General features: G+C 37.5%; 21 protein-coding genes, 1 other RNA gene, 1 pseudogene and 1 riboswitch. Of the genes and pseudogenes, 18 read left to right on the top strand and 5 right to left on the bottom strand.

The genetic code is table 11. From position 1 onward, the window contains the following. Positions 1-24 precede the first annotated feature (24 nt). The 7 genes from gap (at position 25) to GI584_RS08985 (ending at position 9317) form a co-directional block, all read left to right on the top strand. Positions 25-1032 carry a type I glyceraldehyde-3-phosphate dehydrogenase gene (gap, locus tag GI584_RS08955; protein WP_153791021.1) on the top strand — a complete coding sequence of 336 codons (1008 nt, stop codon included), beginning with the start codon at positions 25-27 and terminating at the stop codon, positions 1030-1032. A 91-nt stretch (positions 1033-1123) separates the two neighbouring features. Further along, positions 1124-2305, top strand: a complete 1182-nt coding sequence (locus GI584_RS08960) for a phosphoglycerate kinase (protein WP_153791022.1) — start codon at positions 1124-1126, stop codon at positions 2303-2305. Between the two features lie 20 nt (positions 2306-2325). Beyond that, positions 2326-3084 (top strand): triose-phosphate isomerase, encoded by a 759-nt coding sequence (gene tpiA, locus GI584_RS08965; protein ID WP_153791023.1) that lies wholly within the window; start codon positions 2326-2328, stop codon positions 3082-3084. Continuing rightward, positions 3081-4619 (top strand): 2,3-bisphosphoglycerate-independent phosphoglycerate mutase, encoded by a 1539-nt coding sequence (gpmI, locus tag GI584_RS08970; RefSeq protein ID WP_153791024.1) that lies wholly within the window; start codon positions 3081-3083, stop codon positions 4617-4619. The genes tpiA and gpmI overlap by 4 nt, the downstream gene beginning before the upstream one ends. Positions 4620-4645: 26 nt before the next feature. Then, positions 4646-5932: a phosphopyruvate hydratase gene (gene eno / locus GI584_RS08975; RefSeq protein ID WP_153791025.1), complete on the top strand. Its 1287-nt coding sequence runs from the start codon at positions 4646-4648 to the stop codon at positions 5930-5932. Positions 5933-6256: 324 nt separating this feature from the next. Further along, positions 6257-7279, top strand: a complete 1023-nt coding sequence (locus GI584_RS08980) for an ABC transporter substrate-binding protein (RefSeq protein WP_100361004.1) — start codon at positions 6257-6259, stop codon at positions 7277-7279. A gap of 4 nt (positions 7280-7283) precedes the next feature. Further along, entirely contained in the window at positions 7284-9317 is a 2034-nt protein-coding gene (locus tag GI584_RS08985; protein ID WP_153791026.1) for an iron ABC transporter permease, read from the top strand. A 214-nt stretch (positions 9318-9531) separates the two neighbouring features. Here the strand turns inward: GI584_RS08985 and ptsP are convergent, their stop codons facing one another. From ptsP to GI584_RS09000, 3 genes are all read right to left on the bottom strand, one after another. After that, a complete protein-coding gene (ptsP, locus tag GI584_RS08990) occupies positions 9532-11247 on the bottom strand; it encodes a phosphoenolpyruvate--protein phosphotransferase (protein WP_153791027.1) in 1716 nt (571 codons plus the stop codon). A gap of 7 nt (positions 11248-11254) precedes the next feature. After that, entirely contained in the window at positions 11255-11524 is a 270-nt protein-coding gene (locus GI584_RS08995; protein WP_018930942.1) for a phosphocarrier protein HPr, read from the bottom strand. A gap of 102 nt (positions 11525-11626) precedes the next feature. Continuing rightward, on the bottom strand, positions 11627-12574 hold the full coding sequence (locus tag GI584_RS09000) for an alpha/beta hydrolase (RefSeq protein ID WP_153791028.1): 948 nt from the start codon (positions 12572-12574) through the stop codon (positions 11627-11629). Positions 12575-12704: 130 nt separating this feature from the next. Here GI584_RS09000 and secG point away from each other — a divergent pair, with 130 nt between their 5' ends. The 10 genes and pseudogenes from secG (at position 12705) to GI584_RS24220 (ending at position 20384) form a co-directional block, all read left to right on the top strand. Further along, a complete protein-coding gene (secG, locus tag GI584_RS09005) occupies positions 12705-12935 on the top strand; it encodes a preprotein translocase subunit SecG (protein WP_100361000.1) in 231 nt (76 codons plus the stop codon). 245 nt (positions 12936-13180) lie between these two features. Beyond that, positions 13181-13921, top strand: a complete 741-nt coding sequence (locus tag GI584_RS09010) for an alpha/beta hydrolase (protein WP_153791029.1) — start codon at positions 13181-13183, stop codon at positions 13919-13921. Between the two features lie 38 nt (positions 13922-13959). Continuing rightward, positions 13960-16239, top strand: a complete 2280-nt coding sequence (gene rnr, locus GI584_RS09015) for a ribonuclease R (protein ID WP_153791030.1) — start codon at positions 13960-13962, stop codon at positions 16237-16239. Between the two features lie 266 nt (positions 16240-16505). Further along, positions 16506-16970, top strand: a complete 465-nt coding sequence (gene smpB, locus GI584_RS09020) for an SsrA-binding protein SmpB (RefSeq protein WP_100360997.1) — start codon at positions 16506-16508, stop codon at positions 16968-16970. 124 nt (positions 16971-17094) lie between these two features. Then, positions 17095-17457, top strand: a transfer-messenger RNA (tmRNA) gene (gene ssrA / locus GI584_RS09025). A gap of 470 nt (positions 17458-17927) precedes the next feature. Further along, positions 17928-18587, top strand: a complete 660-nt coding sequence (locus GI584_RS09030; RefSeq protein ID WP_194842172.1) for an HAD family hydrolase — start codon at positions 17928-17930, stop codon at positions 18585-18587. A gap of 158 nt (positions 18588-18745) precedes the next feature. Then, positions 18746-19204, top strand: a complete 459-nt coding sequence (locus GI584_RS09035) for a 2-thiouracil desulfurase family protein (protein WP_100360993.1) — start codon at positions 18746-18748, stop codon at positions 19202-19204. 135 nt (positions 19205-19339) lie between these two features. Next, positions 19340-19807 (top strand): annotated as a pseudogene (locus tag GI584_RS09040) (NUDIX hydrolase); the annotation flags it as partial. A 93-nt stretch (positions 19808-19900) separates the two neighbouring features. Continuing rightward, a complete protein-coding gene (locus tag GI584_RS09045) occupies positions 19901-20092 on the top strand; it encodes a hypothetical protein (protein ID WP_153791032.1) in 192 nt (63 codons plus the stop codon). A 160-nt stretch (positions 20093-20252) separates the two neighbouring features. Beyond that, positions 20253-20384 (top strand): hypothetical protein, encoded by a 132-nt coding sequence (locus GI584_RS24220; RefSeq protein WP_267902844.1) that lies wholly within the window; start codon positions 20253-20255, stop codon positions 20382-20384. A 153-nt stretch (positions 20385-20537) separates the two neighbouring features. Here GI584_RS24220 and GI584_RS09050 read toward each other — a convergent pair whose 3' ends face one another. Together GI584_RS09050 and thiC are read right to left on the bottom strand one after the other, a co-directional pair. Then, a complete protein-coding gene (locus GI584_RS09050) occupies positions 20538-21776 on the bottom strand; it encodes an IS110 family RNA-guided transposase (protein ID WP_153790542.1) in 1239 nt (412 codons plus the stop codon). A 1001-nt stretch (positions 21777-22777) separates the two neighbouring features. Further along, entirely contained in the window at positions 22778-24562 is a 1785-nt protein-coding gene (thiC, locus tag GI584_RS09055; protein WP_100360989.1) for a phosphomethylpyrimidine synthase ThiC, read from the bottom strand. A gap of 141 nt (positions 24563-24703) precedes the next feature. Beyond that, positions 24704-24818: riboswitch (TPP riboswitch) on the bottom strand. A 38-nt stretch (positions 24819-24856) separates the two neighbouring features. Between thiC and GI584_RS09060 the strand changes: the two genes are divergently transcribed. Next, positions 24857-25471, top strand: a complete 615-nt coding sequence (locus tag GI584_RS09060) for a DUF3231 family protein (RefSeq protein ID WP_153791033.1) — start codon at positions 24857-24859, stop codon at positions 25469-25471. Positions 25472-25509: the final 38 nt, after the last annotated feature.

Consider the following 25509-nt stretch of genomic DNA (forward strand, 5'->3'; position numbering starts at 1 on the left):
GATACTTTAAGGAGGAATTTTAGCATGGCAGTAAAAGTAGGTATTAATGGTTTTGGCCGTATCGGTCGTAACGTTTTTCGTCAAGCTTTAAAAAATGATGAGGTAGAAGTAGTAGCAGTTAACGACTTAACTGATGCGAATATGCTTGCACATCTACTTAAATATGACTCTGTACACGGAAAACTAGAACAAGAAGTTTCTGTTAATGGAGATTTTCTTGTTGTAGGTGGAAAAGAAGTAAAAGTTCTTTCTGAGCGTGACCCAGCTAACTTACCATGGGGTGATCTTGGAGTAGAAGTTGCTGTTGAATCTACTGGTATCTTCACACAACGTGATGCAGCAGCTAAACATTTAGATGCTGGTGCGAAGAAAGTTATCATTTCTGCACCTGCAAAAGAAGAAGATATTACAGTAGTTATGGGTGTTAACGAAGATAAATATGATCCAGCTCAACACCACGTAATTTCTAACGCTTCTTGTACAACAAACTGTTTAGCTCCATATGCTAAAGTATTAAACGATAAATTCGGTCTTAAACGCGGTATGATGACTACTATTCACTCATACACTAACGACCAGCAAATTCTTGATTTACCACACAAAGACTATCGTCGTGCTCGTGCAGCTTCTGAAAATATCATTCCAACAACTACTGGTGCTGCAAAAGCAGTATCCCTAGTATTACCTGAATTAGAAGGTAAATTAAATGGTATGGCTATGCGTGTACCTACTCCAGACGGTTCACTAGTTGATTTAGTTGCAGAATTAGATCAAGAAGTAACTGTGGAAGATGTAAATGGTGCATTAAAAGAAGCAGCAGACGGTCATTTAAACGGTATCCTAGGATACTCTGATGAGCCACTAGTATCTGTTGATTACATCGGAAATACGAACTCTTCTACTATTGATGGACTTTCTACAATGGTAATGGAAGGTAACATGGTTAAAGTAGTATCTTGGTATGACAACGAAATGGGATACTCAAGCCGTGTAGTAGACTTAGCTGCATATCTTAAAAAACAAGGACTATAAGTGTAACAAATGAACGGGAGGGGGATTGATCCTCCTCCCGTTTTTGCCTAGAATACAGATGAAATCAAAGTCCTTAAGGAGGTTCATACGAATGAACAAACAAACAATTAAAGACATTGACGTAAAAGGAAAAAAGGTATTCTGTCGTGTTGACTTTAACGTACCAATGAAAGACGGCGAAGTAACAGACGACACACGTATCAAAGCAGCATTACCAACTATCAAATACTTATCAGAACAAGGCGCAAAAGTTATCCTTGCCAGCCACCTAGGTCGTCCAGGTGGAGAAGTAGTAGAAGAACTTCGCATGGATGCAGTTGCCAAACGTCTAAGTGACCTAAGCAACAAAGCAGTTATCAAAACAGATCAAGTATACGGCGATGAAGTGAATCAAGCAGTGAGTCAACTAGAAGACGGCGATCTCTTGTTAATTGAAAATGTCCGTTTTGAGCCTGGTGAAACAAAAAATGATCCAGCACTAGCAAAAGAATTCGCTAGCCTTGCAGATTTCTATGTGAATGATGCATTTGGTGCTGCCCACCGTGCACATGCTTCAACAGCAGGTGTTGCTGAGCATATTCCATCTGCCGCAGGATTTCTTTTGGAAAGAGAATTAGAAGTACTAGGAAAAGCATTATCTGATCCAGATCGTCCATTTACAGCGATTATCGGTGGTGCAAAAGTAAAAGACAAAATCGGTGTCATTGACAATTTATTAGATAAAGTTGATAACCTGATTATCGGTGGCGGACTAGCGTATACTTTCGTCAAAGCATTAGGCCACGAAATTGGTAAATCATTATTAGAAGAAGATAAAATAGAATTGGCAAAAGAATATATGCAAAAAGCAAAAGACAAAGGTGTAAATTTTGTTATCCCAGTAGACGTTATTGTTGCGGATGACTTTTCAAATGATGCGAATACGCAAGTTGTAAACATTGATGCAATTCCAGCTGATTTAGAAGCATTAGACATTGGACCAGAAACTCGTGAGAAATATGCACAAATCGTTGCAGGCTCTAAACTTGTTATTTGGAACGGGCCAATGGGTGTATTCGAATTAGAGACTTTTGCAAATGGTACAAAAGCTGTCGCAGATGCACTAGGCAAAACAGAAGGTTATACTGTTATTGGTGGTGGAGATTCTGCAGCAGCAGTTGAGAAATTTAACTACGCAGAACAAATGGACCACATCTCAACTGGTGGCGGGGCTTCCTTGGAGTTTATGGAAGGTAAAGAACTGCCAGGTGTTAGTGTACTAACCGACAAGTAATTAAAGGAGAGGTGAAGAACATGCGTAAAAAAGTAATTGCAGGTAACTGGAAAATGAACAAACTGCTAGGAGAAGCTGTTCAATTTGTCGAGGATACAAAAGACAAAGTGGCTAGTAAAGATAAAGTGGAATCTGTAGTTTGTGCACCTTTTCCTTACTTACCAACATTAGTAGAAAAAACTAAAGGAACGAACTTAGAAATTGCTGCCCAAAACATGCACTTTGAAGAAAGTGGTGCATTTACAGGTGAAGTAAGCCCTAGTATGCTTGCAGATATCGGGGTAACATACGTAGTACTTGGACACTCTGAGCGTCGTGAATTGTTTGCTGAAACGGACGGTACGGTGAACAAAAAGGCGCAAGCTGCATTTGCCCATAACTTAACTCCAATCATTTGTGTTGGTGAAACACTAGATCAACGTGAAGCAAATGAAACAAAAAGTGTTGTAGAAGTTCAAGTTAAAGCAGCTCTTGAAGGTCTTGGTGAAGAACAAGTAAAAGAAACAATTATTGCATACGAGCCAATCTGGGCAATTGGAACAGGTAAAACAGCTACTTCTGAGCAAGCGAATGAAGTTTGTACACATATCCGTAAAGTTGTAGCAGATGCAGTTTCAGCTGCAGCAGCAGATGCCGTTCGTATTCAATACGGTGGAAGTGTGAAGCCAGCTAATGTAGACGAATTATTAACACAATCAGATATTGATGGCGCATTAGTAGGTGGTGCAAGTCTTGAGGCTGATTCCTTCTTACAGCTAGTGGAGGCTGGTACAAAATGAGTCAAAATAAACTAGCAGCATTGATCATTCTCGATGGTTATGCGATAAGAGATGAAGAGAAAGGTAATGCAGTTAAACAAGCAAATACACCAAACTTTGATCGTTACTGGAATCAATTCCCGACAAGTCAATTAACAGCTTCAGGGGAAGCAGTAGGTCTTCCAGCGGGTCAGATGGGAAACTCTGAAGTAGGTCATTTAAACATTGGTGCCGGTCGTATCGTGTATCAAAGTTTAACTCGTGTTAATTTATCAATTAAAGATGGGGACTTCTTTGATAATCAAGTATTAATTAACGCGGTAGAGCATGCGAAAAATAATGATAAAGCACTACATGTTTTTGGACTACTGTCTGATGGTGGTGTACATAGTCACATCGAGCATATGTATGCTGTGCTGAAGCTTGCTGCAGATAAAGGACTCAAAAAAGTATATGTACATGCCTTTTTGGATGGTCGTGATGTGGATCAAAAATCAGCAAAGAAATATATCGAGCAAGCTTTAGAAAAAATGAAGGAATATGGCGTTGGAGAGTTCGCAACTATTTCCGGACGTTATTATTCCATGGATCGTGACAAGCGCTGGGATCGTGTTAAAAAGTCTTATGACGCGATGGTATATGGAGAAGGACCAAAATACACGGATCCATTCGAAGTTGTAGAAGATTCTTATAAGAACGAAATTTATGATGAATTCGTCATCCCATCTGTGATTACAGATGAGAATGGTAAGCCAAAAGCTACGATTGAAGATGAAGATTCTGTGATCTTCTATAACTTCCGTCCAGACCGCGCAATTCAAATCTCACGTACCTTTGCAAATGAAGATTTCCGTGACTTTGACCGCGGTGGCAAATCGCCAAAGAATATCCATTTCGTTTGTTTAACTAACTTTAGTGAAACAGTAGATGGTTATGTAGCTTATGAACCAGTCAATCTAGACAATACAGTAGGTGAAGTATTAGCGCAAAATGATTTAAAACAACTACGTATTGCCGAAACGGAAAAGTATCCGCACGTTACCTTTTTCATGAGTGGGGGACGTGAGCAAGAGTTCCCTGGTGAAAAACGAGTGCTGATCGATTCGCCGAAAGTGGCAACATATGATTTACAACCAGAAATGAGTGCTTACGAAGTAACGGACGCGTTATTAGAAGAGTTGGATAAAGATACGCCTAATGCGATCATACTAAACTTTGCCAACCCTGATATGGTAGGTCATTCTGGTATGCTGGAGCCGACGATTAAGGCAATTGAAACCGTTGATGAATGTCTAGGAAAAGTTGTTGACAAAATCATCGAAAAGGGTGGTCAAGCGATTATTACAGCGGACCACGGTAACTCTGATGAAGTAATAACGCCTGATGGTGACCCAATGACAGCTCATACAACCAACCCAGTTCCAGTCATTGTGACAAAAGATGGAGCGGAGTTACGTGGTGGCGGTATTTTAGCTGATCTCGCACCAACATTATTAGATTTATTACAAGTAGAAAAACCAAAAGAGATGACAGGCGAAAGCCTTATTCAAAAATAATTTTATAAAAAGGAGAATTTTACATTATGCCTTACATTACAGATGTTTATGCACGCGAAGTATTAGATTCCCGTGGTAACCCAACAGTTGAAGTTGAAATTTTTACGGAAGCAGGAGCTTTCGGTTCTGCACTAGTTCCAAGTGGTGCATCTACTGGTGAACACGAAGCAGTAGAATTACGTGATGGTGACAAAGACCGTTACCTAGGAAAAGGTGTATTAAAAGCAGTAGAAAACGTAAATGAAGTAATTGCACCTGAATTATTGGGTATCGACGTTACTCGCCAAGTTGTTATTGATCAATTGTTATTAGAACTTGATGGTACAGAAAACAAAGGAAAATTAGGTGCGAATGCAATTCTGGGTGTATCAATGGCAGCAGCACACGCAGCGTCTGATTACCTAGGAGTACCGTTATATACTTACTTAGGTGGATTCAACGCAACTACACTTCCTACACCAATGATGAATATCTTAAATGGTGGGGAGCATGCGGATAACAACGTAGATATTCAAGAATTTATGATCATGCCTGTAGGTGCTCCAACATTCCGTGAAGCACTTCGTATGGGTGCTGAAATTTTCCATAACTTGAAAAAGGTATTAAGTGGAAAAGGCTACAACACTGGTGTTGGTGACGAAGGTGGTTTCGCACCAAACCTAAAATCAAATGAAGAAGCTCTTTCGACTATCATTGAAGCAATTGAAGCTGCTGGTTACAAGCCAGGAGAAGAAGTGAAGCTTGCAATGGACGTAGCATCTTCTGAATTCTACGAAGATGGCAAGTACAACCTAAAAGGAGAAGGCGTTGTTCGTACTTCTGAAGAAATGGTTGCTTGGTATGATGAAATGATCAACAAATACCCAATCGTTTCTATCGAAGATGGTTTAGATGAAAACGACTGGGAAGGTCACAAGCTATTAACTGATCGCATCGGTGATCGTGTTCAATTAGTTGGTGACGACTTATTCGTTACTAATACGAAGCGACTAGCTCAAGGTATTGAGCAAGGTGTGGGTAACTCTATCCTTGTAAAAGTAAACCAAATTGGTACACTTACTGAAACTTTTGAAGCAATCGAAATGGCGAAACGTGCTGGATATACAGCAGTTATCTCTCACCGCTCTGGTGAAACAGAAGATGCAACAATTGCGGATATCGCTGTTGCAACTAACGCTGGTCAAATCAAAACAGGTGCGCCATCCCGTACAGACCGCGTTGCAAAATACAACCAATTACTACGTATCGAAGACGAACTAGTAGGCACAGCAAAATACGCTGGAAAAACAGCATTCTACAACCTAAACAAATAAGTTTAGCCTAAAACAGCACCCCATAGGAGGGTGCTGTTTTTGTTTATAGGTAAAACGGCGAAGTACTCTTTTGCGGATTTGTTTCTTCGATAAAAAGGAGATAAACAACAAATCTAAGAGGAAGGCGAGAAGATTTGTTGAATAAAAAGGATAAACTCAACTCCAATAATATCACCAAAGTTTTGCTTCATGATTATACCTTTCCAATTAGTAAGCAATGCAAATTCTACTTGACAGTTGCGTGGTTGAAGTGTAATATGAATATGGTTGTAAATGATAATCTTTTTCAATTAGGAAATACATAGGAGAGGGGACAATCTTTATATGAAAAAGAAATTACTGTTATTATTAATGGCTTTATTCTTAAGTGTATTCGCTGTTGCTTGTGGAAATGACGGCAGTGAGACAACAGAAGAGGATCAAAACCAGGAAGAAACAAATACAGACGGTGAATCAGGAGAAGAAAGTAGTTCCATTACTGTCTCTGATATTTATGGCGAGCAAACGTTTGAAGAAGTTCCAGAACGTATTGTAGTACTAGAGTGGGTTTATGCTGAAAACCTGCTGGCACTAGGTGTACAACCAGTTGGGATGGCAGATATTGAAGGATACCACTCATGGGTCAATATTGAGCCCGAACTAGGTGAAGAAGTAGAAGATGTAGGCACACGTCAGGAGCCAAATTTAGAAGCCATTCACGCTTTAGAGCCAGATGTTATTATTACAGCTAATTCTCGTCATGAAGCGATTCTCGAAAGTTTGGAAGCTATTGCACCGACATTGGCTTATAATTCATATCCTGAAGAAGGAGAAGGCACTCAGTATGAAGAAATGGAAGCTACCTTCAAAGAAATGGCAAAACTAGTTCAGAAAGAAGAGCAAGCAGACGAAATTCTAACTGAATTAGATCAAAGCTATCAGGATATCGAAACAGAAATTGCTGATGCTGGAATTGAGAATACTGACTTTGTTTTATCTCAAGCATACAGTTCTGATAATTCTCCAGTTATTCGTTTATTTAAAGATAATGCAATGGCAACGGAGATTATGACTAAAATTGGCTTAGAAAATGCCTATCAGTCAGAAGGGTTCCAACTTTACGGTTTTGATGAAACTAGTGTAGAATCATTACAGACAGCACAAGATGCACATTTCTTCTATATTGTTCAGGAAGATGACAATGTCTTTACTGATCAATTGGCAGGAAACCCTGCATGGGAAGAACTTGCTTTTGTAAAAGAAGATAGAACTTATGCGTTACCAGGTGATACATGGACATTTGGTGGTCCGTTGTCTGCGGAAGTTTTTGCAAATCAAATTAAAGAAGCATTATTACAAGAGAAGTGATTATATGTCGAAACAGAGTTATATAGGAAGAACGGTTCTGACCTTCGGGGGCGGAACCGTCCTTTTGCTTTTATTATTATTTATACATATGAATCAAGGTAGTGTATCAATCGCACCATCTACTATTTTTAATGCGATTTTTATGCCGGAAGATCAGTTAGAACACCATACCGTTCGTTATCTACGAATGCCACGAGCGATTATCGGGATCTTGGCAGGTGGCGCTTTAGCGGTATCTGGTGTGCTTTTGCAAACGATAACGAAAAACCCATTAGCATCTGCCAGTACATTGGGGATACATTCAGGCTCGTATTTTGCCGTGGTATTTGCTAGTGTATTTATTTCTGCAGCAAGTGGATGGAGTGGCTTATTGGTTGCTTTTCTTGGTGGTATGATAACAGCGGTCCTTGTTTATACGTTGGCTGGTGTGGCCAATGCGAACCCTGTCAAAATGGTTTTAGCAGGTATGGTCATAACCATGATGTTCTCAGCTTTTACTTCACTATTACAGATCTTTTTTGAAAACGAAACTGCTGGTCTTTTCTTGTGGGGCTCAGGAACACTTGTACAAAATAACTGGGAAGGTGTGCAATTCTCTTTACCATTTATCACCATTGGACTTATTGGTTCATTATTGATAGCGAAATCATTAGACTTGTTTCAATTAGGAGAAGAAGTAGCGACTGGTTTAGGACAGAAGGTACAGCGAACAAGAATCATCACAGTACTACTCGCTGTATTTCTCGCATCTGTTACTGTAAGTGTTGTTGGTCCAATTGGGTTTGTTGGTTTGATTGCGCCTCATCTTATTAAATTATTGGGTTTTCAAAAGCATTATGTTGTCATTTTAGGTTCATTTTTATGGGGAGCAGTTGTCTTACTAGGTGCTGATGTTCTTGCCAGAGTATTAGATCCGACTTTTTCTGAATTACCTGTTGGGGCAATAACAGCGTTTATCGGTGCTCCATGGCTAATCTGGCTGATTATGAACAAACAAAACAAGAAGTATGGTAGCAAGGATACAGGTATATTAGCTGGCTCAATCAATTCGTTAGCTATGCAAAAATGGATTATCCCAATCCTTAGTGTTTTCGCTATTTCGATAGTATTTGTCGGAATTTCTACTGGAAACAATGGCATACAATTAGTACAGACATTTCAGGCAATCTTTTTAAATAATGATGAGTTCACTAAAAATATGGCACTTGACCTAAGACTTCCAAGGCTATTGGTAGCGGCAACAAGTGGTGTATTGTTGGCTATTAGCGGCTATATTTTTCAGGGGGTATTACGTAATCCATTAGCAGATCCGTCTGTGATTGGTATTACATCAGGTGCTGGTGTTGGAGCATTAACTTTTCTATACATCGGTTCCATTTCAGCCGTATGGGTTCCGTTAGGGGCGTTTATCGGTGCACTTATTGCCTTTTTAGTCGTGATGTTGTTAGCTTATCGTGCGGAATTCCAACCAGCATTGTTAGCACTGCTTGGTATTGGTATATCAGCATTTGGTTCAGCAGTGATTCAAATTATAGTTGTACGTTCAGATATGGCAGTAGCATCTGCGTTAACTTGGTTATCAGGAACGACTTACGCGAAAACTTGGACAGAATTGACCTATTATCTTGTAGGACCACTTATTATTCTGGTGCCGATCGTATATTTAGTTAGTGACCGGATTCATACATTGGCACTAGGAGATGACACGGCTAAAGGATTAGGACTATCGGTATTGAAGACGCGATTTTATTTAGCTTTATTAGCTTCTGTAGTAGCGGCAGCAAGTGTAGCAACTGTTGGAACAATAGGATTTGTCGGATTAATCGCACCACATGTTGCTCGCTTGTTGTTAGGACCCGCACACAAGCATTTGTTTTTCACTACAGCATTATTAGGTGGTGTAATCCTCATGGTTGCAGATGTACTAAGCAGAACTTTATTAGTACCAAAAGAAATACCATCAGGAATCATAGTAGCTATCATTGGAGCCCCATATTTCCTATGGTTAATGAACCGATCTAACAAATGGAAAATGTGAGAAGCTTGGTCGGAACAGGGGGAAATGTCTCATTTTCATTATTAAAATGGGGTGTTGTACTCCTGTCTTCATGACCAAAATGTTGCAATCATGTCTATTTCATATTAAAATATTTGATAGGGTTTTTGTGTATGCGCTTTATCTTTTAGGTGCGGATAGTGCCGGGATCCATACATAAAAACGACCCAGAATATAATTCTGAGTCGTTTAAGCATTATTGATTTGTTTTTTCACGGATAAATGCTTCTACTTCATCTGCTGTACCCATGCTTAGAAGCTGATCTTTGTATGAAGCTAATTCTTCTTTTGACAGGTCTTTCATTTGTGTACGAGCAGGCAAAATCGATGTTGCACTCATACTAAATTCATCTAGACCTAATCCAAGTAGAATAGGGATTGCGATAGAGTCTCCTGCCATTTCCCCACACATTCCAGCCCATTTACCTTCTGCATGTGCTGCTTCAATTACATTGTTGACAAGGTTAAGGATTGCTGGGTGGTATGGTTGGTATAAGTAGCTCACACGTTCATTCATACGGTCAGCTGCTAATGTATACTGAATTAAATCGTTCGTACCAACACTAAAGAAATCAACTTCTTTAGCAAATTGACGAGCAATAACTGCAGTGGAAGGAATTTCGACCATAATTCCAACTTCGATATCATCAGATACTTCTGTTCCTTCTTTCGTCAAGTTTTCTTTTTCTTCCAGTAAGATAGCCTTCGCTTGACGGAATTCGTCCAATGTTGCGATCATCGGGAACATAATTTTTAAATTTCCATATCTACTTGCACGAAGAAGTGCACGTAGTTGTGTACGGAATATATCATCACGCTCTAGACAAATGCGGATTGCACGATATCCAAGGAATGGATTCATTTCATCTGGTAATTCTAAGTATGGAAGTTCTTTATCCCCACCGATATCCAATGTACGGACGACTACAGGCTTGTCTCCCATTTGTTCTAATACTGATTTATAAGCATCAAACTGCTCATCTTCTGTTGGAAGTTCATTTTTACCCATGTATAAAAATTCAGTACGGTATAAACCAACACCTTCACCACCATTGTTGATGACACCTTCTACATCATTTGGTGTACCAATGTTAGCTACTAATTCAACATGTGTACCATCTTTGGAAATGGTAGGCTCATCTTTCAGTTTAGCCCATTCTTGTTTCTGTTCTTCAAAGTTTTGTTGTTTTAGTTTATACTCGTTGATTTCATCGTCAGTTGGGTTGATGATTACTGTACCATCAATGCCGTCCACTATTAAGATGTCACCTTCTTTTGCTTGTTCTGTGATTGCTTTTGTTCCCACAACCGCCGGAATTTCTAAAGAGCGAGCCATAATCGCTGAGTGAGAAGTACGACCTCCAATATTGGTGGTAAAACCTTGCACAAATTGTTTATTTAATTGTGCAGTATCAGATGGCGTTAAATCTTCAGCTATGACAATTACTTCGTCATCTATTAAGGCTGGATTTGGGAAGGAAACCTCTAACAGATGTGCCATTACTCGTTTGGTAACATCCTTAATATCCGCAGCACGTTCTCTCATATATTCATTGTCCATATTTTCGAACATTTCAATAAACATTTGTGCTGTTTCATCTAATGCAAACTCAGCATTAACTTGATCTGTCTCAATTTTATCCTTGATTGGATTGATGAGTTCAGGATCACTTAGTACTAGTAAGTGAGCAGAAAAAATTTCCGCATGCTCATCACCTAAAGAGGTGCGAGCATGCTCTTTGATTTTTTCTAGTTCAGATTTAGAAACTTCCAGCGCATTCGTTAAACGCTCGACTTCATTTGTTGTATTATCTACTTTCTTTTTATCAAAAGAAAGATCAGGAATAGCTAGTTTGTAAGCTTTGGCAATTGCTATTCCATTGGATGCTGCTATACCTGTTAATTGACTCATGTATGAATTACTCTCCTAGACCTTCTGATTTGATAACCTCGACCACTGCATCTAGTGCTTCTTGTTCGTCAGAACCGTCAGCAACGATTTTGATTTCAGCACCTTGAGGAATACCTAGAGACATAACACCCATAATTGATTTTAAGTTAATGGATTTACCGTTATATTCTAAGTTCATATCAGATGCAAAGCTACCTGCTTTATTCACTAGTACTGTTGCTGGACGTGCGTGAACTCCTGTTTCGTCTGTAATTGTTACTGTTTTTTCTACTGCCATAAAGAAAAACCTCCTAATAAATTATATTTAGATAGTACTACAACCTAATTTTACTCTTTCTCTAGGTTATATTTCAAGGGAAATAACAAAGTAACATGATAATTATAAAGATAGTGTAAAGTTGTGACAAGCCATTTGCTTTTCAATCCATGTGACAATATTGTGAAAAACCTCTATTTTGTTGGTTTCGTTCAAAATTTCGTGTCTTCCTTTTTCGTACAGATGATTGTTAACATTTTTCATATCTATGGAACGATAAAATGCGACGGCTTTTTGAACTCCTTCTCCATAATGTCCAACTGGATCTTCTTTTCCACTTACGAAAAGTAATGGGAGATCTTTTGGAATGTTGTCAGTTTTATCTTTGGATTGAATCCATTGTAATCCAGTATAAAGATCGTAGAAGAATTGATTGGTAGGTGTAAAACCACAAAATTTATCTTTTGTGTATTTTTCTACTTCTTCTTGGTCAGAACATATCCAATCAAAAGCCGTTTGATTATCTGTATGTTTGTTATAGCCGAAAAAAGTAAGTTTATTCATTAATTTTGCTTCTGCATTTTGTCCTCTGATGTAACCAACTGTTTTAGCCAGTTGTTTGGCCATGGTTAATAAAGCATATGGTTGGAAACCTGTACCAACTAAAATTACTCCTGTTAAATGGTTCGGTTCTAACATCATATATCTTCTGCTAACAAAGGAACCCATACTATGACCAATGAGAAAAATAGGTGTGTGTGGATGTTTTTGTTTAATCATCTCTGTTAATTCAATGCAGTCTTGTACAACACGGTCAAACCCGTTTTCATCTGCGAAATATCCAAGCGAGTTTGCGTTATCACCTGTTTTACCATGTCCACGATGGTCATGGCCGTAGACCGTAAAATTATGCTCCGTTAGGTATGTAGCAAAATCATGGTAACGTTCAATATGTTCTACCATGCCATGAGCAATTTGTATAATCGCTTTTGGTGATGAAGTATTTTGCCAGCATTTTACGAAAAGATCGTGTTGATCATCCGTACAAAACCAAAAAGATTCTTCCTGCATCCTTTTTCACTCTCCTTCTTTGTCTATGTTACCATGAGAAGGTATATAATTAGTAAAAACTTCTTGCTATTTGATATACTTTTTGCTACATTGTATGTATGTATTTGTACGTCTAAGGGGGGTTTGCAACATGTTAAGCGTTGCAATGACTTTGTTAATTATTGATGCCATCGTATTAATCGTATTTGTATTATTACAATCCGGTAAGAGTGCAGGACTATCTGGAGCCATTTCAGGTGGTGCAGAGCAATTATTTGGAAAGCAAAAAGCAAGAGGTATTGATGCTGTATTACACCGCGGGACAGTTATATCTGGTGTGTTACTATTTGTTCTTACTTTTGCTATTGCTTATTTATTATAATCCAAAAATGGGACAAAATAATATAGCATCAATATAACATCCTTTGCAAAATGCAGAGGATGTTTTTGTTTACACGTTTAGGGAAAGAATGTACAAAGAATAAGAAATACTAAGATTTTTCGCCAGTGCTTGTGATAAGCCAAGTTTTTCTAAACGATAGACAGAATGTGAAAAGGAATTAAAGGGAAATATAGTTAAGAGAACATGTCCCAATGTGCCAATTCGCGAAAGGGGTTTACATAGAAATGAAGATGAAACAACCGGAACCTTTTATGTTTGAGGGGGACGATCGTGCGGTATTATTATTACATGGGTTTACAGGGCATTCTGCTGATGTGAGGATGCTTGGAAGATATCTAAACAGTGAAGGATATACTTGTTATGCTCCGATTTACCGTGGGCATGGTAAGTCACCGGAAGAATTAGTCGGAGTTACTGCTGATGAGTGGTGGGAAGATGTCCAGGAAGCATATCAACACCTGAAAGACAAAGGCTATCAAAAAATTGCCGTTGTAGGACTTTCACTTGGAGGAGTATTAGCATTACGTCTTGCCGGTAATACCCCTTTACAGGCAGTGGTCACGATGTGTTCGCCCATGTTCTTTGACAATGAAGAGCAATTAACGGTCGGTTTCCGTAAATTTTCCAAAGAATATAAACAATTAGAAGGAAAAGATGACCATACTATTGAACAGGAACTTGAGCAATTACTGGAAGATTCGAAAGAACTATTTAGAGAAATTGAGACATCGATTACACGTGTCAAAGAAAATGTGGATATGATTTACACGCCAACACTTGTAGTACAGGCAACTAACGACGAAATGATCAACCCAGATAGTGCGAATTATATTTATGAAAATGTGGAAGCTGACAATAAACAAATACAATGGTATGAAAATGCTGGCCATGCGATTACATTCAGTAAGGATAAGGATCAATTACATGAAGATATTGCAGATTTTTTAGAATCACTAGACTGGTAATAGCCATACTAAACAAAAAAGGTGAAAGAGGTGACGACATGGAATTACTACAACAACAAATACGAGACTATTTTAATGAAAATGCTACAAAACCTTTGTCTGTACAGGAAATAGAAGAGATTTTAGAACTGGAAGATGCAGATCAATTTACGGAATTGATGAAAGCATTAAATGCACTGGAAGAATCAGGTGAATTAATTCGAACCCGGAAAAATCGTTATGGTTTACCTGAAAAAATGAATTTAATCCGTGGAACGATTCAGATGCATGCGAAAGGATTTGCATTCTTAATCCCGGATGATGAAGCGATGGAAGATGTTTATATTAATCATGCAGACTTAGCTTCTGCAATGAATGGGGACAAGGTTTTTGTCCGTGTCGATCGACGTGATGATGATGGAAAAAGAGCAGAAGGCGTCGTCGTAAGGGTCATTGAACGTTATTCAAAGGAAATTATCGGTACGTATGAAGATAACGGTGCATTTGGTTTTGTTATCGCAGACGATAAACGAATACCAAATGACATATTTGTACCGAAAGGAGCAGCAAAAGGCGCAGTAGGTGGCCATAAAGTTATCGTTGAAATCACAAAATATCCAGAAGGTAGAATGAGTGCTGAAGGAAGTGTTATTGAAATCCTCGGACATAAAAATGACCCTGGCATGGATATTTTATCGATTATTTATAAAAACGGTATCGCCATTGATTTTCCACCGGAGGTACTTGAACAAGCGGAAAATATTTCCGAGGAAATTAAAGAGGAAGAAATACAAGGGCGTCATGATCTTCGGGATGAAACAATCGTTACAATTGACGGTGCAGATGCGAAGGATTTAGATGATGCGGTAACAGTTAAAAAATTAGATAATGGTAATTATAAATTAGGAGTTTATATTGCCGATGTCACCCATTATGTAAAGGAAGATTCACCTATTGATAAGGAAGCTTTTGAGCGCGGAACAAGCGCATATTTAGTTGACCGAGTTATTCCGATGATCCCGCACCGTCTATCCAATGGTATTTGCTCTTTAAATCCACAGGTTGACCGTCTGGTATTAGGCTGTGATATGGAGATTAATACAAAAGGTGAAGTAGTCAATCACGAAATATTTCAAGCAGTCATCAAAACAACGGAGCGAATGACCTATAAAGCGGTGAACCAAATATTAGTGGAAAATGATCAGGAAACGATCGACCGTTATGAATCATTAGTCCCTATGTTTAAGGATATGGAAGATTTAGCCGAGATTTTACGGGGGAAACGATTTGGTCGTGGTGCGATTGACTTTGATTTTAAAGAAGCACAAGTATTAGTAAATGACGATGGAAAAGCAGAGGATGTCGTGATTCGAGAACGGTCAGTAGGGGAACGATTAATTGAAGAATTTATGTTATGTGCCAATGAAACAATAGCGGAGCATTTTCATTGGATGGATGTACCTTTTATTCATCGGATTCACGAAGATCCAGATCCTGCTAAATTGCAAAAATTCTTTGAGTTTATCGCAAGATTCGGTTATGTCGTAAAAGGAACATCGAATGAAATTCATCCGCAAGCTTTACAGAATGTTTTAGATGAAGTATCGGGAACAGATGAAGATATGATTATTTCAAAACTGATGTTACGCTCGATGAAACAAGCGAAGTATGATCCGAATGGGATTGGACACTTTGGATTAGCAACCGAGTTCTATACACATTTTACGTCGCCGATCCGAAGATACCCGGACTTAATCGTTCACCGTTTAATCCGCACCTATTTAATTGAAAATAAATTAGATGAAAAGACAAGACAGCACTGGAAAGATAAGATGCCGGTCATTGCAAAACAAGCTTCGTTAAAAGAAAGAGCAGCAGTAGACGCTGAGCGCGAAGTAGATGACCTGAAAAAAGCGGAATACATGCAAGATAAAATTGGCGAAGAGTATGAAGGTGTAATCAGCTCCGTTACTAATTTTGGTCTATTTGTTGAACTGCCAAATACAGTAGAAGGTCTTGTTCATGTAAGCTATTTAACAGATGATTATTATCATTTTGACGAACAAGCTTATGCGATGATCGGTGAGAGAACCGGCAATGTATTTCAAGTCGGTGATCCGATCACGATAAAAGTCGCCCAAGTTAATTTAGATGAGCGAGCTGTTGATTTTGAGATTGTCGGGATGTTACCGAGAAAAAACAAACCGTCTAAAGAAGGAAAAGTCATAAATGCAAAGCGTAATAATAATGGTGGACTAAAGAAGACAGCAAAAAAATCCCAAAAAACTGAAACAAATGGCAAGAAAAAGAAAAAAGGACGTAAAAAGAAGAAAAAATAATTAATGGGAAGATATGTACTAACACCGATGTAGCTGGAATATATTCGCGGGTAACGCAATAGTCGCCTTGAGCCAAAGCACTCATCACGGCTTTGGACTGTTGCTTATCCCGTAGATTGCTGATGCATTCCGCTGCTACGTGTATGTTAGAGTTATGATATAATCAATTTTATTTTAATCCCGTAAATAAACTTCTAACGAACTATTCGCACGTTTCTCGTTTTTTTGTTAAAATAAGCTTTACGTAGCAATAGGAGGAACGGAATATGGGAAAAAATAATGGAAGAGTTATCGCTCAAAATAAAAAAGCAAATCATGATTATTTTATAGAAGAAACCTTTGAAGCTGGACTTGTCCTGCAAGGAACGGAAATAAAATCAATCAGGGCTGGACGTGTCAATTTAAAAGACAGCTTTGCAACGATTAAACAAGGGGAAGCATATATCAATAATATGCACATTTCACCTTATGAGCAAGGTAATCGTTACAATCACGAGCCTACTCGTGCCCGTAAATTATTATTACATCGCAAACAGATCGATAGATTAATCGGGGAAAGTCAGCAAGCAGGTTATTCGATTATACCGTTAAAAGTGTATATTAAAAATGGTTTTGCCAAGGTACTAATTGGCTTAGGTAAAGGGAAAAAGAAATATGATAAACGGGAAGACTTGAAGCAAAAACAGGCAAAACGTGATATGGATCGAGCAATCAAGGATAGATTAAACTAGATTTTACCAAGTGAGTTATCTTGAATTCCATACAGTTTATGTTATAATAAGAATATCGGCAGGACATCTATAATTGAATAAGAGCGTGATTGCTCTTGTCCGTGTGCCCTTATATAATATATATGGGGACGTTACGGATTCGACAGGGGTAGATCGAGCTCAGGTTGCGCGTCGAGGTTACGACTCGTAAAACGTTAACGCCAATAATAACTGGCAAAGAAAACAATTACTCTTTAGCAGCTGCGTAAGCACTGTTAAAGGATCCTTCCTACCATCGCCCATGTGGTAGATTGAAGGGTCTCACTTATTAGTGGGCTACGCTACTATCCTCCGTCTGTGGATCGGTAGAAGAGACTAATCAGACTAGCTACTCGGACGCCTGTTGGTAGGCAGAAGAGCTAGCGAATTCGTAATATACCAACTATGCGTGTAGACGCCTGAGTGACGATATCTCTGGACGTGGGTTCGATTCCCACCGTCTCCACCAATACATAATTGGTGGTTTTTTTGTGTGTAATTGTTACATCAACCATAATTTTTCATAAAGTGAAAGCTTACGGTTGAATATACTTTATGCAATTTTATGCTTGATTATTTATTGTGTTAAGTTCAAAAAAGCGAAAAGAGTGTTTTTCCGTTTATACTAAAGAACGAGCTGATTTTTTAACTATGGTAAGGAAAGCTGTTTTAATTATAGTGGGGGCAGGGAGTTGAAGATAAGTTGTAAAAGCTTTGATCAAATATCCTGTATTTACATGCAGTGTTTTTTGTTTCGAAGTCGATCCAGTTTGTAGAATAATTCCTAACTCCAGTATTGGATATTTATGTTAAAATATAAATGAGTTTGTGAAATCATATACTTAAACGAAGCAGTAATGTTGAATAAGCATTACTTATTTTTTATTTTTTTGTTAAACTTTGGAGGATAATAAGTTATTCAAAAAGGGAGAGGAAATTTTGGCACAATCAATAATCTTTGATATGGATGGAACACTATTTCAAACAGATGAGATACTGGAACTATCACTGGATGAAGCTTTCAGCCGTTTACGGTCATTAAATAAATGGGATAAGGAAACGCCTATTGACAAATATAGAGAGATAATGGGTGTCCCTTTGCCAAAAGTATGGGAGACTCTGTTACCTAATCATTCCGTTGAGGAAAGAGAACAAACGGATACTTATTTTTTAAAAAGACTAATTGAAAATATAAGTAGTGGGAAAGGTGCTTTATACCCAAACGTAAAAGAAGTCTTTAGTTATTTAAAAGAGAATAATTGTTCAATATACATAGCAAGCAATGGTTTAACGGAATATTTAAAAGCGATTATCAGTTATTATCTTTTGGATAAATGGGTTACGGAAACATTTAGTATCCAACAAATTAAATCGTTGAATAAATCGGATTTGGTCCAGAGCATTATAAAAAAATACGGCATCACTAATGGAGCAGTAGTTGGAGACCGACTATCAGATATAAATGCAGCTAAAGATAATGGTCTAGTTTCGATTGGATGTAACTTTGACTTTGCACGAGAAGATGAACTTTCTCAAGCAGATATGGTAATTGACGATTTGACAGAACTACAAACAATATTACCTAAATTACACAAATAGCTTTTTGAACGGATGCTAAAGTTTAAAAAGGCAATCAATTATTGTCTTTTCTTTTTTGAACAAAATAAATGGAATATGATGTTATTATTGAATTAGAGATTTTAAGCTAACTGGCAGTTTAGTACAATAAGGTTTATTTGAGAGATGAGGTGTAGTTCATGATTTTGGTCAGTTCTTGTTTAGCTGGATTAGAAGTAAGGTATAACGGTACACATAGCTTAGATAATAGAATAAGCAAATTAGTTGGAGAGAATAAGGCTGTTACTATCTGTCCCGAATTGCTTGGTGGATTTTCAACCCCAAGGGACCCTGCTGAAATAGTAGGCGGAGACGGAGAAGATGTACTGGATGGAAAGGCTAAAGTGGTTGAGAAATCCGGAAAAGATGTAACTGAACTTTACATAAAAGGAGCTTATGCTACTTTAAAAAAAGCTAAAAAAATAAACGCAACAATAGTTGTTCTTAAAGAGAATAGCCCGTCCTGTGGTAGTTCAATGATTTATAACGGTGAATTTAAGGATAAGAAAATTGTTGGAACTGGGGTTACTTCAGCATTACTTAAAAGAAATGGTTTACAAGTAATTTCAGAAGAACAATTTGTTGAAGATATCATTTAGTTATTCAATTAACGGGGGCAGGAGTTGAATAAGGATTTGCTAAAGATGCTGCTTGTATTTATTGAGCTAGCGAAGCAGTTTACTTGAATAAGCTTTCAGAAGAATGGGGGGGGGAGTTTTTGTGTCTAAAAAAAATATCACAGAGCTTTTGGTGTATATGGAATATGTCTAGATGACGGAAAACTATTGGTGATAAATAAGAGTGGTGGCCCTTATATCAACCGATATGACCTTCCTGGAGGAAGCTTGGAAGATGGAGAAGCTTTATCTGAAGCTATGAAAAGAGAATTCCTTGAAGAAACGGGTCTTAAAATCAAAATTGAGGAAAATATTGGTGTCATCGATTTCAAACTCCCTTGGTTATGGAGAGATTTTACGGATGTACATCATATTGCAGTTTACTACTTTGTTAAAAAAATTGGTGGAGAGTTAAGCGCTCCAGAACAATTCGATGGTCAAGATTCACTTGAGGCAATACGGGTATCGGAAAAAGATATATCGTTGGACAATGCTTCACCACTTGTTATAAAAGCTTTTGAATGGTTAAGAACCGGAAATTTAGGTATTGAAGCTAAAACTTATGAAGAGTGGAAAGTTTTATAATAAGTAGTTCTATCATTGTACAAACGGGGGCAATAGTTCAAGTATTACCTCGTTTTTTGGGAGGAAAATGAAACTTTGGAGTGACTCGATACAATGGAAACTAATGCTTTATTTTATAAAATTCAAAAGAGAATTGTTTCGACAGAGGATTATATAAAATGGTCATACACCTTGTTAGAAAGTAATGTGTCATCACCATCTTTAAATATAATTTCTTCATTATCGTCTGATGAAAATATCTTTGAAGTAGAAGATTATTTTAAAAGAGCTTTAAAAGAGCTTTAAAAGAGTTAGGAATTCAAACACCAACTATTGAGACGAGTGCAAGAGCTTATATAGCCTTTTTACAAGTAGTATATTAAATTGTGAAAGTTTACCTTAGAAGTTTGATTTTGCATATAATATTTTTCGAATTGTTGCAGAGCTGCAATATCCAGAAGACTTAATGGAGTGGTATGGCATCAGTGAAATGATTGACCAACTTCAATATGATGATTTACCTTTAGAATTTGATGAAGAAGATATAATATCAAAAATTGAAAATGAGGCTAAATTTAATTTAGAAGCAAATAAGTAGCATTTTCTTGTTGAGCTAAACCAGCTAATAGTTTGTCAATATTTTTCAATAAAAAAATTAAAATACCCATGATATACTAAAAAAGAACATGCTAAATAACCTTCCTATTAGTTGTAATTGGAAGGATTTGTTGTATTTAGTTAGATATAGTTTCTAAGCTATATCTTGGAAAGTAGTTCTGCTTTTTAGTAAAGCGTAAATCCAATGTAAGAGCTTGTTAACACATGCAATAACTGCTACTCTAAAGGGTTTTCCTTCTTCACGTTTTTTATCGTAAAACTCTCTTAATCTTTTATTGCGTGCCATGATATCATCTGTTGTCTTCTTTTTACGAGAATCTCGAATACCACTTTGGACCGCCATATATAAGGCATGGCGAAGTCTATTGGATCCTCGTTTAGTAATTCGATTAACGGATGCCGTAAACTTACCAGAGGAATAAACACTTGGATCTACTCCAGCAAATGCAACGAGCTTTTTGGCATCATTGAACCTATCTATCTCTCCAACTTCAGAAATAATCGTGCCGGCGATTTTTTCTCCGATACCAGGGATAGACTGGAGTATATGATATTCTTCAATTTCATTAGCGAGGGCATCTATTTCAGTCGCAATTTTCGATAGATGCTCTTGGTATTGAAGAACAATCGTCACCAACACCTCAAGATTAAAGATATGACTCTCGTATAAGTTTTTCTTAAATGGATTACGAAGAGCTGCATCTCTTAGTTTCTGTGCTTTTTCTATTGCCCAGAGGTCGGAACGACTCTTACATAACGCACCAATCCTGTCTGCTAATTCTCTTTCACTCATCTTCAAAACTGCCTCAGATGTTGGGAATTCAAGTAAAGTAAGCAACGAAACCTTAGAATATAAACTACCAAATACACCTCTATATTCTGGAAATACCTGATCCATCAAAGAGTGCAGCTGCAACTTAGTTTTTGCGGATATTTCTGCAATGCTTTCCTGTTGTCTAGTAAGATTGCGAAGGTTTAATAGCTGAATGCCTCGCTTTTTATAAGGTTCTAATTCTTCTTTATAAAACAGCTCACAAAGGTGATAGGCATCCACAGCATCTGTTTTAACCTTACGCAGACTTGAACTTTTGGCACGATGTGAAATGAGAGGATTTACTATAATATAAACATACTGTTGTTCCTCCAAAAATTGAATAACGGGAGTATGATAGTGACCAGTTGACTCTAGAACTACCGAAGGTGGATTGCCATTAGCTGCGTCTTCAACTTCTTCAAGAAATTCTAGTAAGTTACCTAGTCCATTAAGATCATGCTTAATACTAAAGCTTTTACGATATGGTTTACCTTTATCTAAAAAAGCTTGGAGCTGACTTTCCCCTTTTGAAACATCCAGACCAACGACTGGATTCATAGAATATCTCCTCCTAGAATAATAAATTAGTCGGTATCCCCTAAAGGCTTCTTGTAATGTCATAGGTTCGCTTGTTAAACGGGATCTATTGTCCCAACCAGCCTGAAACATGTTTATACAAGTAGGGGGTGAACAGTTTAGCTAACGGGATCGAGTCCCACGGGTGCGACGTTCTACCCCGACTACCGTTATAATAAGACCATATAAAAAAAGGTCAACCAGAAAATAAAGGATACTCTTTAAATATCTGGCTAACCTTATATTACGAACGGGTAGCAATTGTTTAAAAAGAGCAATCACTCCTCCACTAACGACGCAATAATGGAGCTGAACTCGTAGCTATTCAAGAATTGTTAGGTCACATCGCCAGAGACCACACTTAGATATGCAAAAATAACTCACGAAGGAAAACGTGAGCAGCATAAAAGATATCTAATTCAATAAGATTTGATTGTCATTAGCCTGATACTGCGCAGTAAATGATTTTGTGACTTTGTGCAAGAATGACTTAAGCTAATAGTAGGATTTTTCAACATACAGAAAAGCTCAAGCAGATTTTTGTTGTCTAAGAGAGTGGGAAGAGGGAGAAGATCAATATCCTCTCCCGTAGATAATATAGGTGTACCCACGTATACATTTTTATAATTTCACAAGGTCATCTCTCGGATAACTATTTTTGTATGTTTGATTACATATCACCAATTTCTAACCGTTTTTCTTAAACTTCAATAAAAATCATTTTTTTAATTCACTAACTGTTGGATGTTTCCATTTCTTCATTTTAGCACGTTTATTCTTAGAAATACTCTAATAATAAAGCACATTTACTTTTTTACACTTGCTACATATTTCGTAGAATGGATTCCCTTTAAAATGATGGTCACAATTTTGCTGTATATGTTGCATACAGTTCTCCAAATAAGAAAGACGATTTTTTAATTGATTTATTTCCTCTTCAATTTTTTGGATATCCACATTATGACCTCCCATATGATATGAAATTACTGATATAATTTACTTCCAGCTTCTTTAAATTCGTTAGCTTTTTCTTTCATTCCTTTTTCAATAGCTTCCTTTGTATCCAGCTTGTTTTCTTTAGCGTAATTACGTATATCCTGAGAGATCCTCATACTGCAAAATTTCGGTCCACACATGGAACAGAAATGTGCTGTTTTTGCCCCTTCTGCAGGTAGTGTTTCATCGTGAAATTCTAATGCACGTTCCGGATCTAAAGATAAATTAAACTGATCTCTCCAACGGAATTCAAATCGAGCTTTTGATAAGGCAACGTCTCTTTTGTGAGCTCCAGGATGTCCCTTTGCTAAATCGGCAGCATGTGCGGCGATTTTATATGTTATAACACCTTCTCGTACATCATCTCGATTTGGTAAACCTAAGTGTTCTTTTGGCGTAACATAACAAAGCATAGCCGTGCCATACCAACCAATCATGGCGGCACCAATAGCCGATGTAATATGATCATATCCAGGGGCAATATCAGTGGTCAGTGGTCCAAGTGTATAGAAAGGTGCTTCTTGACACACTTCTAGTTGTTTATCCATATTTTCTTTAATAAGGTGCATTGGAACGTGTCCGGGACCTTCAACCATAACCTGCACATCATGTTCCAAAGCAATCTTTGTTAGTTCTCCAAGAGTTTCTAACTCTGCAAATTGAGCTTCATCATTTGCATCTGCAATTGATCCAGGGCGTAATCCATCTCCTAAAGAAAATGATACATCATAAGTTTTCATAATTTCACAGATTTCTTCAAAATGAGTGTATAAAAAACTTTCTTTATGATGATAGAGACACCATTGTGCCATGATAGATCCACCTCTGGATACAATACCTGTTAAACGTTTTGCTGTTAACGGTACATATCTTAAAAGAACACCAGCATGAATAGTGAAGTAATCTACACCTTGTTCCGCTTGTTCAATTAAAGTATCACGGTATATTTCCCATGTTAGATCCTCTGCAACGCCATTTACTTTTTCAAGTGCTTGATAAATAGGAACTGTACCTACAGGGACAGCAGAATTTCGAATAATCCATTCACGTGTTGAATGAATATTTTTCCCTGTTGAAAGATCCATAATATTATCAGCACCCCAGCGTGTTGCCCAGGTCATTTTTTCAACCTCTTGTTCGATGGAAGATGAAACAGCAGAATTCCCAATATTCGCATTAATTTTAACATGGAAATTTCGCCCTATGATCATAGGTTCTGTCTCTGGATGGTTGATATTAGAAGGGATAATCGCTCGTCCTCTTGCTACTTCATCACGAACAAATTCAGGTTTCATATTTTCCCTTATTGCGATAAACTCCATTTCAGGAGTAATAATTCCCTTTTTAGCATAATGAAGTTGTGTGACATTGCTCCCTTTTTTTGCACGTAATAGTTTTCTTTTTAAACCAGGAAATACGTTATAATTGGCACGAGGATCATTCTCATCTTGATATCCATTATCCTCAGGCTTTATTTCTCGACCTTCATATTCTTCGACATCATTTCTTTCCTGAATCCATTTGCTTCTAAGTGTAGGAAGTCCTTTTGTTATATCAACCGAATAATTAGAATCTGTATAGGGTCCGCTAGTATCATAGACACGGACTGGTGGATTCTCTTCTTCACCAAAGGTTCCTGTAGTCGGACTTAACTCAATTTCACGCATCGGTACTTTAATGTCTGGTCTAGAACCTTCTACATATACTTTTTTACTCCCTGAAAAGCTAGACATGATGGAAATGTTTTTTTCATTTACTGAGGATGTTGACATTGGTTAAATCTCTCCCTTTCAAAATAATAAGGGACAAGACCAAGAACATATCAAGTGGGTAATACAATAAGAAGACATAAAAAAGCCGGATCCATAAAAGGATGGACCCGGCTTTATATGTAGAAGTTTTATTCATAATAATGATGAGATTTCTAACTTCCCCACGCTGGTATGATCCAGATCAGGTCCAAAGGGTCAAGAAACTTCAACGTGTTTCTTTCTCAGCCCAACTTATTGGACTCCCCTAGTTATTTCTATTCTGTTTGTATCAACTATACACGATTTTCCATAAAAATGAAAGGTTTTGTAAAAAATTCAACAATCGCACCAGTTACTTTAAGTACATTCTTTCACAAAGATAGCACAATTAGATATCATTTGAACGTGTTAAAAACATCAATGGACAATACGAACGAACCAAAATCTCCTCTTCATGTAATAGAAGTTGGGGGGTGTTGGACGTATTTAACTTTGGTTGAAGAATTTATTCGTTATGAAGAAATTGGCTTAAATACGACTTCAGATGATGAAGTAATGGAATTACTTAATGATGTGATTAAAACATGCGAATCACATGTTAAAAGGTTAAACGAATTTATGAAAAAAGAAGGGATACCTTTACCAGATGTCGTGTCCGCTAAACCAAAATCTAATCCAAAAGAAGTACCTTTAGGTGTAAAGTTATCAGATGATGAAATCACAAATGGTATTGCTTTTAAGCTAGTTACATGTTTGGAAACATGTGCAAGAGGACAAGCTGAAGCTATTCGTAATGATGTTGGAATAATGTGGCTCCAATTTTATTCAGAGTGGGTAACGATTGGTACAACGCTAAAAACTTTAATGCGTAAACGTGGTTGGATTAAGGTTCCACCTTATTATTATCCGCCTGGTTCACCAACACGATAAGTATAAAAAACAACTGGTAGCGCTGGGCTCTTATAGGT

This window comes from Gracilibacillus salitolerans, assembly GCF_009650095.1.
Taxonomy (GTDB): Bacteria; Bacillota; Bacilli; order Bacillales; family Amphibacillaceae; genus Gracilibacillus; species Gracilibacillus salitolerans.

Coding starts and splice junctions, on each gene's coding strand:
- smpB (WP_100360997.1), top strand. CDS start 16,506: ATGGGAAAAAATAATGGAAGAGTTATCGCTCAAAATAAAAAAGCAAAT.
- GI584_RS09000 (WP_153791028.1), bottom strand. CDS start 12,574: ATGCAGGAAGAATCTTTTTGGTTTTGTACGGATGATCAACACGATCTT.
- GI584_RS09035 (WP_100360993.1), top strand. CDS start 18,746: ATGATTTTGGTCAGTTCTTGTTTAGCTGGATTAGAAGTAAGGTATAAC.
- rnr (WP_153791030.1), top strand. CDS start 13,960: ATGGAATTACTACAACAACAAATACGAGACTATTTTAATGAAAATGCT.
- GI584_RS09045 (WP_153791032.1), top strand. CDS start 19,901: ATGGAAACTAATGCTTTATTTTATAAAATTCAAAAGAGAATTGTTTCG.
- GI584_RS09010 (WP_153791029.1), top strand. CDS start 13,181: ATGAAGATGAAACAACCGGAACCTTTTATGTTTGAGGGGGACGATCGT.
- GI584_RS09050 (WP_153790542.1), bottom strand. CDS start 21,776: ATGAATCCAGTCGTTGGTCTGGATGTTTCAAAAGGGGAAAGTCAGCTC.
- eno (WP_153791025.1), top strand. CDS start 4,646: ATGCCTTACATTACAGATGTTTATGCACGCGAAGTATTAGATTCCCGT.
- GI584_RS08960 (WP_153791022.1), top strand. CDS start 1,124: ATGAACAAACAAACAATTAAAGACATTGACGTAAAAGGAAAAAAGGTA.
- thiC (WP_100360989.1), bottom strand. CDS start 24,562: ATGTCAACATCCTCAGTAAATGAAAAAAACATTTCCATCATGTCTAGC.
- gpmI (WP_153791024.1), top strand. CDS start 3,081: ATGAGTCAAAATAAACTAGCAGCATTGATCATTCTCGATGGTTATGCG.
- ptsP (WP_153791027.1), bottom strand. CDS start 11,247: ATGAGTCAATTAACAGGTATAGCAGCATCCAATGGAATAGCAATTGCC.
- GI584_RS09060 (WP_153791033.1), top strand. CDS start 24,857: ATGAAAGGTTTTGTAAAAAATTCAACAATCGCACCAGTTACTTTAAGT.
- GI584_RS08980 (WP_100361004.1), top strand. CDS start 6,257: ATGAAAAAGAAATTACTGTTATTATTAATGGCTTTATTCTTAAGTGTA.
- GI584_RS08995 (WP_018930942.1), bottom strand. CDS start 11,524: ATGGCAGTAGAAAAAACAGTAACAATTACAGACGAAACAGGAGTTCAC.
- tpiA (WP_153791023.1), top strand. CDS start 2,326: ATGCGTAAAAAAGTAATTGCAGGTAACTGGAAAATGAACAAACTGCTA.
- GI584_RS24220 (WP_267902844.1), top strand. CDS start 20,253: ATGGAGTGGTATGGCATCAGTGAAATGATTGACCAACTTCAATATGAT.
- GI584_RS08985 (WP_153791026.1), top strand. CDS start 7,284: ATGTCGAAACAGAGTTATATAGGAAGAACGGTTCTGACCTTCGGGGGC.
- gap (WP_153791021.1), top strand. CDS start 25: ATGGCAGTAAAAGTAGGTATTAATGGTTTTGGCCGTATCGGTCGTAAC.
- secG (WP_100361000.1), top strand. CDS start 12,705: ATGTTAAGCGTTGCAATGACTTTGTTAATTATTGATGCCATCGTATTA.